Here is a 401-nt window from a genome sequence, read left to right as displayed (position 1 = left end):
CCTTTTTGGTGATCTATCCGCGACTCGAACGCGGGACACCCTGATTAAAAGTCAGGTGCTCTACCGACTGAGCTAATAGACCATATTAGTTGGGGTGGATAATGAGAGTCGAACTCACGACCTCCAGAGCCACAATCTGGCGCTCTAACCAACTGAGCTATACCCACCATATATCTTCAAATTTAATGTGGTGGGCCATCAGGGACTCGAACCCCAGACCTACCGGTTATGAGCCGGGCGCTCTAACCAACTGAGCTAATGGCCCACATTAAATTTTTAGTAGCGGTAATAGGAGTCGAACCTATGACCTTTCGGGTATGAACCGAACGCTCTAGCCAACTAAGCTATACCGCCATATTCTTGGTGCCCAGAGGCGGAATCGAACCACCGACACGGGGATT

Annotated in this window: 4 tRNA genes; all 4 read right to left on the bottom strand. The window is 49.9% G+C overall.

Annotated elements, in window-relative coordinates:
- Positions 1-6 precede the first annotated feature (6 nt).
- The 4 genes from IC174_RS20790 to IC174_RS20775 all read right to left on the bottom strand — a co-directional run bounded on the left by IC174_RS20790 (position 7) and on the right by IC174_RS20775 (position 354).
- A tRNA-Lys gene (locus tag IC174_RS20790) sits at positions 7-82 on the bottom strand.
- Between the two features lie 8 nt (positions 83-90).
- A tRNA-His gene (locus tag IC174_RS20785) sits at positions 91-167 on the bottom strand.
- 21 nt (positions 168-188) lie between these two features.
- Positions 189-265: transfer RNA gene (locus tag IC174_RS20780), tRNA-Ile, on the bottom strand.
- Between the two features lie 15 nt (positions 266-280).
- Positions 281-354: transfer RNA gene (locus IC174_RS20775), tRNA-Met, on the bottom strand.
- Positions 355-401 lie beyond the last annotated feature (47 nt).

This window comes from Clostridioides sp. ES-S-0001-03 (genome assembly GCF_020676075.1).
GTDB lineage: Bacteria > Bacillota > Clostridia > Peptostreptococcales > Peptostreptococcaceae > Clostridioides.
This window is presented reverse-complemented; position numbering and strand designations above follow the sequence as displayed.